We start from the raw sequence: 4,953 nt of genomic DNA, 5'->3' as shown, positions 1-4,953 counted from the left end.
CTCGGCGCGCAGGGCACCTTCTCGGCGCGCAGGGCACCTTCTCGGCGCGCAGGGCACCTTCTCGGCGCGCAAGGGGGGTCAGAGTGCGATCGGGCGGTTCTCGTAGAAGGTCTGCAGCACCACGGTGGTGCGCGTGCTGACCGCGGCCGCCGCACGGATGTCCCGGATCAGGGCCTCGAGGTCGCGCGGCGTGGCGACGCGCACGAACAGGATGTACGCCGCGTCGCCCGCGATCGAGTGGCACGCCTCGATCGCAGGAAGGTGCTCGAGCAGCTCCGGGGCATTGTCGGGCTGCGAAGGATCCAGCGGCGTGATCTCGATGAACGCCGAGAGCGACTTGCCGACCGCCTCGGGGTCGAGCACCACGCGATACCCGGCGATCACTCCGCTGCTCTCCAAGCGGCGCAGCCGCGCCTGCACGGCGGATACGCCCAGCCCGACGCGGTCGGAGAGCTGGGAGAGGGTGGCGCGCGGATCGCGGGAGACCTCCGCGAGGATAGCCGTGTCGACAGGATCGTCCATGACATGAAAGAATATCGGCACACCAGTTAATCTGCCGGAATATTTCCGCTCCAACCTTGCGATCGGAGGTTTCCCATGTCCCTCAGCCAGATCGACCAGTACGGTGCGAGCCCCGTCACCCGGGACACCGCAGTAGAGGACACCGCTGCCTGGCACGCGCTGAAGGATGCTGCGATCGCGCTGCAGGACATCCAGGCGCAGGACGGCTCGGTGCCCGACACCGAGGATCACGGCGACGCCCGCGTGTACGTCGAGACGATCGTCGAATCGCTCCGGATGCTGTCGCCCCGGTTCCCGCACGACGCGCAGTACCTCGCCGCGAACGCGCACGACTTCGAGCGCTGGGCCGACAGCGGATTCGGCGTGCCCGACTTCTACGACTCGCTCGTGGCGTTCCAGCCGCAGCTGCACCGAGAGGACGGCATCCGTCACCTCATCGTGTTCCCGATGTACACGCAGAACGGGTCGCGCGACCGGCACGTCGAGGCGCTGCTGGTCGAGGTCATCTGGCCCGAGTTCATCGCGCAGCTCGAGACCGAGTACGTCAACCGGCTGTTCGTGTCCCTTCGCCTGATCGACTTCACCCCCGGCTACGACACGAACTCGGCCGTGCTGTTTCCCGAGACGGTCTCGATGCGCGAGATCCCGACGTTCACCTGGGGCGCGATCTTCCAGGACCGCGAGGCGGCGCGCTACCGGCGCGTGGTGCGTGCGGCATCCGAGATCACCAAGCTCGACCTGCCCGGCGAAGCGGCGCGGATGCTGACCGACCAGGCACTTGCAGAGCGGACGTTCGTGATGTGGGACATCATCCACGACCGCACCCACATGCGCGGCGACCTGCCGTTCGACCCGTTCATGATCAAGCAGCGGATGCCGTTCTTCCTGTATTCGCTGGAGGAGCTGCGCTGCGACCTCACGGCGTTCCGCGAGTGCGTGGCGATCACGAAGCGACTGCGGGAGCGTGTCGAGGCCGGCGCGACGCTCAGCGACGTGGAAGCCGAGATGCTCGAGCACGCGGTGCTCGTGCAGTATGCGGTGATCTTCGACCGGATCTTCCGGTTCTCGATCACCGGCACGCGGGTGCGCAACTACGACGCGGTCGGCGGTCAGCTGCTGTTCGCGTGGCTGCATCGGCGCGGCGTGCTGCACTGGACCGACACCTCGCTCGCGTTCGACTGGGATGGTGTTCCTGCCGCCGTGGTCGAGCTCGGCGACGCGATCGACGAGCTCTACTGGCGCTCGATCGACCGGCCCAAGATGGCCCACTGGCTTGCCGCATACGAGCTCGTCAGCTCCACCCTCACCCCGCACCCCGCCTCGAAGTGGGCGCGCGGCCTGCCCGACGAGGTGCTCTCGGGCCAGCCGGGGGGCTACACCGACGAGGTGCTGGACGACGAGTTCCCGCTGTCGATGTTCTTCGAGGCGCTCGAGAAGAAGATGCGCCCGGTGATCTCCTCGACCGCCGGCATCCGCGGTGCCTACACCTGAGAACCCCGATGCCTGAGAACCCCGATGCCTGAGAACCCCGATGCCTGAGAACCCCGTCGCGGGCCGGGTCGTGCTCCTTGCGGGAGCGACGAGCCTCAGCGGTCTGGCAGCGGCCCGCGTGCTGGCTTCGGCAGGGGCGCGAGTCGTCGCCATCGGGAGGGACTCGGCGCGTTTGGACTCGCTTCGAGTGCTCAACGACCGGTTGACGGAGACGGGCTCGCCGGCCGCTCGACTCGAAGTGTGCGACGTGACCGACGAGGCCGCGGTGCAGGAACTCACCCAGCACGTGCACAGCGCGATCGGCCGGGTCGACGGCATCCTGCATCTGGTGGGGGGCTGGCGCGGCGGCGGCGGCCTGGCCGGACAGAGCGAGGATGACTACCGCTTCCTGGAGCGGTCGTTCACCGCACTCCGCCTGGTGAGCCGCGCGTTCGACCCCGACCTGCGGGCGTCGGATGCCGGGCGCCTCGCGATCGTCTCCTCCACCGCGGTGGCCCGCCCCCTGGCGGGGGGCGCGAACTACGCCGCCGTCAAGGCCGCGAGCGAAGCATGGACCCGCGCTGTCGCACAGGGTTACGCCAAGAGCGCTCGAGATGCCGGTGAACCTCTGCGTGCGGCGGCCGTCATCTTTCGCGTCAAAGCCCTGGAGGGGCTCGAACAGACCCTCGCCGCCGCCTACGCGGGGCTCTGGGCTCAGGACGCGGACGGCATCAATGACTCGGTGATCACGCTGGGTGGCGCATAACTCCTCCACCGATCCCCGCGAGCCCCGCCCAGTCCAGGTGATTCCGGGTCGTCGGCCCCCGACGGCTTCTGCGGTGCAGGAGTTGTGCGCCGCTGACACAGCGATCACCCGGAGCCGGCCGATGCGAGGATGGAGGGGTGACTCCGCTCCATGACACCGCCCTGCGCGGCTTCGCCTCCGACAACTACTCCGGCATCCACCCCGAGGTGCTCGCAGCGATCGCGACCGCCAACGACGGGCACCAGGTCGCCTACGGCGAGGACGAGTACACCGCGCGACTGCAGGAGGTCTTCGCACACCACTTCGGCGATGGCGTCGAGGCGTTCCCGGTCTTCAACGGCACGGGAGCGAACGTGGTCGGGCTGCAGTCGATGCTCCCCCGCTGGGGCGCCGTGGTCGCGGCATCCTCCGCCCACATCAACGTGGATGAGGGCGGCGCGCCCGAGCGGGTCGCCGGCATCAAGCTGCTGACGGTGCCCACCGACGACGGCAAGCTCACCCCCGAGCTGATCGACCGCGAGGCGTGGGGCTGGGGCGACGAGCACCGCGCTCAGCCGCTGGTCGTGTCGGTCACGCAGTCCACCGAGCTCGGCACCCTGTACTCGGTCGACGAGCTGCGCGCGATCGCCGAGCACACGCACTCCCTCGGCATGAAGCTGCACCTGGACGGTGCGCGGATCTCCAATGCCGCGGCATCCCTCGGCGTAGGATTCCGCGCCTTCACGCGCGACATCGGCGTCGACGTCCTCAGCTTCGGCGGAACGAAGAACGGCGCGATGCTGGGCGAGGCGATCGTCGTGCTCGACCCCGATGCGTCGGCGGGGCTGACCTTCCTGCGCAAGCTCGACATGCAGCTGTCCTCGAAGATGCGCTTCGTCTCGGCCCAGCTCATCGCGCTGCTGGAGGGAAACCTCTGGCTGCGCAACGCCGCGCACTCGAACGCGATGGCCGCGCGCCTGCGCGCCGGCGTCGAGGCAGGCCTCGCGGACGGATCGATCGCCGGCGTCGCATTCACGCAGCCGACGCAGGCGAACGGGGTCTTCGCGACCCTGCCCGCGGGCGTGGCCGATCGTCTGCGCGAATCGTTCCGCTTCTACGACTGGGACGCCTCGAAGAACGAGGTGCGCTGGATGTGCAGCTTCGACACGACCGAGTCCGACATCGACGCCTTCATCGCCGCGATCGCGACCGAGACAGCGGCGTAAGCCGGCTCAGCCCCGAGTGCACGCCTCGGTGCCGAGTGCACGGGTTGCCGGCATGGAAAAGCCGCGCGCTCGGGGAGATCCCGTGCACTCGGCGACGCAGCTGGGGCTCAGCCCGCTGCGCGCCGCGGTCTTAGGAGAGCACGTCCTTCGTGACGAATCGGATGATCGCCGCCGCCCCGAAGGCGGCGATGTACGCACCCTGCAGGACCGCGTTTCCGGCGAACGAGTCCCAGACGATGGGCGCGCGCAGCAGGTCGGCGAAGTCGAGCCAGCGGTCGGTGAACAGCCATGGATGCAGCGCGTCGAGCTGCGGGATCGAGCCGATGATCTGCGCCGTCACGGCCAGGATCGCCGTCGCGGCCATCGCTCCGATCGGCACCGTGGTGAGGGTGGAGAAGAACAGCCCGATCGCGGTGAGGCCCAACAGCGACACGGCGACGTATGCGGCGATCGCCAGCAGCCGCAGCAGACCTTCGCCGACCGAGACCTGGGCACCCGACAGCAGCGTCACCGGCCCGATCGGAAACAGCACCAGCCCGACGAGCGTGCCGACGAGCACCACCGTGAGGGTGCCGGCGACGCAGAACGCGGCCGCCGCGAGGTACTTGACCACCAGCAGGCGCACTCGTCCGGCCGGCGCGATCAGCAGATAGCGCAGCGTGCCGTGGCTGGCTTCGCCGGCGATCGCGTCGCCCGCCACGACGCTCACCGTCAGCGGCAGGAACAGCGGGATCGCCACCGTCATCGCGGCGAGGCCCACGAACAGCCCGTTGTTCGTGATCTGGTCGAGGAACGCGGGGCCGCCTCCAGGACCCGACCCGCCGACGAGCCGGATCGCGATGCCTATGAGGATCGGGATCAGGGCGAGCGCGGCGAGCATCGCCCACGTGCGCAACCGCCGGAACTGGGTCGACAGCTCGTTGCCGAGCAGCTGCAGTGTGCCCGATCCGCCGCGGTCCGCGGCCGAGTTCGCCGGGCCGGTCGCCGGGC

Annotated in this window: 5 protein-coding genes; 3 read left to right on the top strand and 2 right to left on the bottom strand. The window is 69.3% G+C overall.

What is annotated here, in order from left to right:
- Positions 1-78: 78 nt before the first annotated feature.
- Complete coding sequence (locus QZV84_RS09770) at positions 79-522, bottom strand: Lrp/AsnC family transcriptional regulator (protein WP_292828936.1); 444 nt, start codon at positions 520-522, stop codon at positions 79-81.
- A 75-nt stretch (positions 523-597) separates the two neighbouring features.
- Between QZV84_RS09770 and QZV84_RS09765 the strand changes: the two genes are divergently transcribed.
- The 3 genes from QZV84_RS09765 (at position 598) to QZV84_RS09755 (ending at position 3,963) form a co-directional block, all read left to right on the top strand.
- Positions 598-2,013 carry a DUF6421 family protein gene (locus QZV84_RS09765; RefSeq protein ID WP_292828935.1) on the top strand — a complete coding sequence of 472 codons (1,416 nt, stop codon included), beginning with the start codon at positions 598-600 and terminating at the stop codon, positions 2,011-2,013.
- 40 nt (positions 2,014-2,053) lie between these two features.
- On the top strand, positions 2,054-2,758 hold the full coding sequence (locus QZV84_RS09760; RefSeq protein ID WP_292828934.1) for an SDR family NAD(P)-dependent oxidoreductase: 705 nt from the start codon (positions 2,054-2,056) through the stop codon (positions 2,756-2,758).
- A gap of 137 nt (positions 2,759-2,895) precedes the next feature.
- Positions 2,896-3,963, top strand: a complete 1,068-nt coding sequence (locus QZV84_RS09755) for a low specificity L-threonine aldolase (protein ID WP_292828933.1) — start codon at positions 2,896-2,898, stop codon at positions 3,961-3,963.
- Positions 3,964-4,093: 130 nt separating this feature from the next.
- Here the strand turns inward: QZV84_RS09755 and QZV84_RS09750 are convergent, their stop codons facing one another.
- The gene (locus QZV84_RS09750; protein WP_292828937.1) at positions 4,094-4,900 is read right to left on the bottom strand and encodes an ABC transporter permease; all 807 of its coding nucleotides are present in this window, start codon (positions 4,898-4,900) and stop codon (positions 4,094-4,096) included.
- Between the last annotated feature and the right edge of the window lie 53 nt (positions 4,901-4,953).

The sequence above is a fragment of the Microbacterium sp. genome (genome assembly GCF_011620715.1).
Classification (GTDB): domain Bacteria; phylum Actinomycetota; class Actinomycetes; order Actinomycetales; family Microbacteriaceae; genus Microbacterium.
Note: the sequence above shows the minus strand (reverse complement) of the source record. Positions and strands in the feature narration are given on the sequence as shown.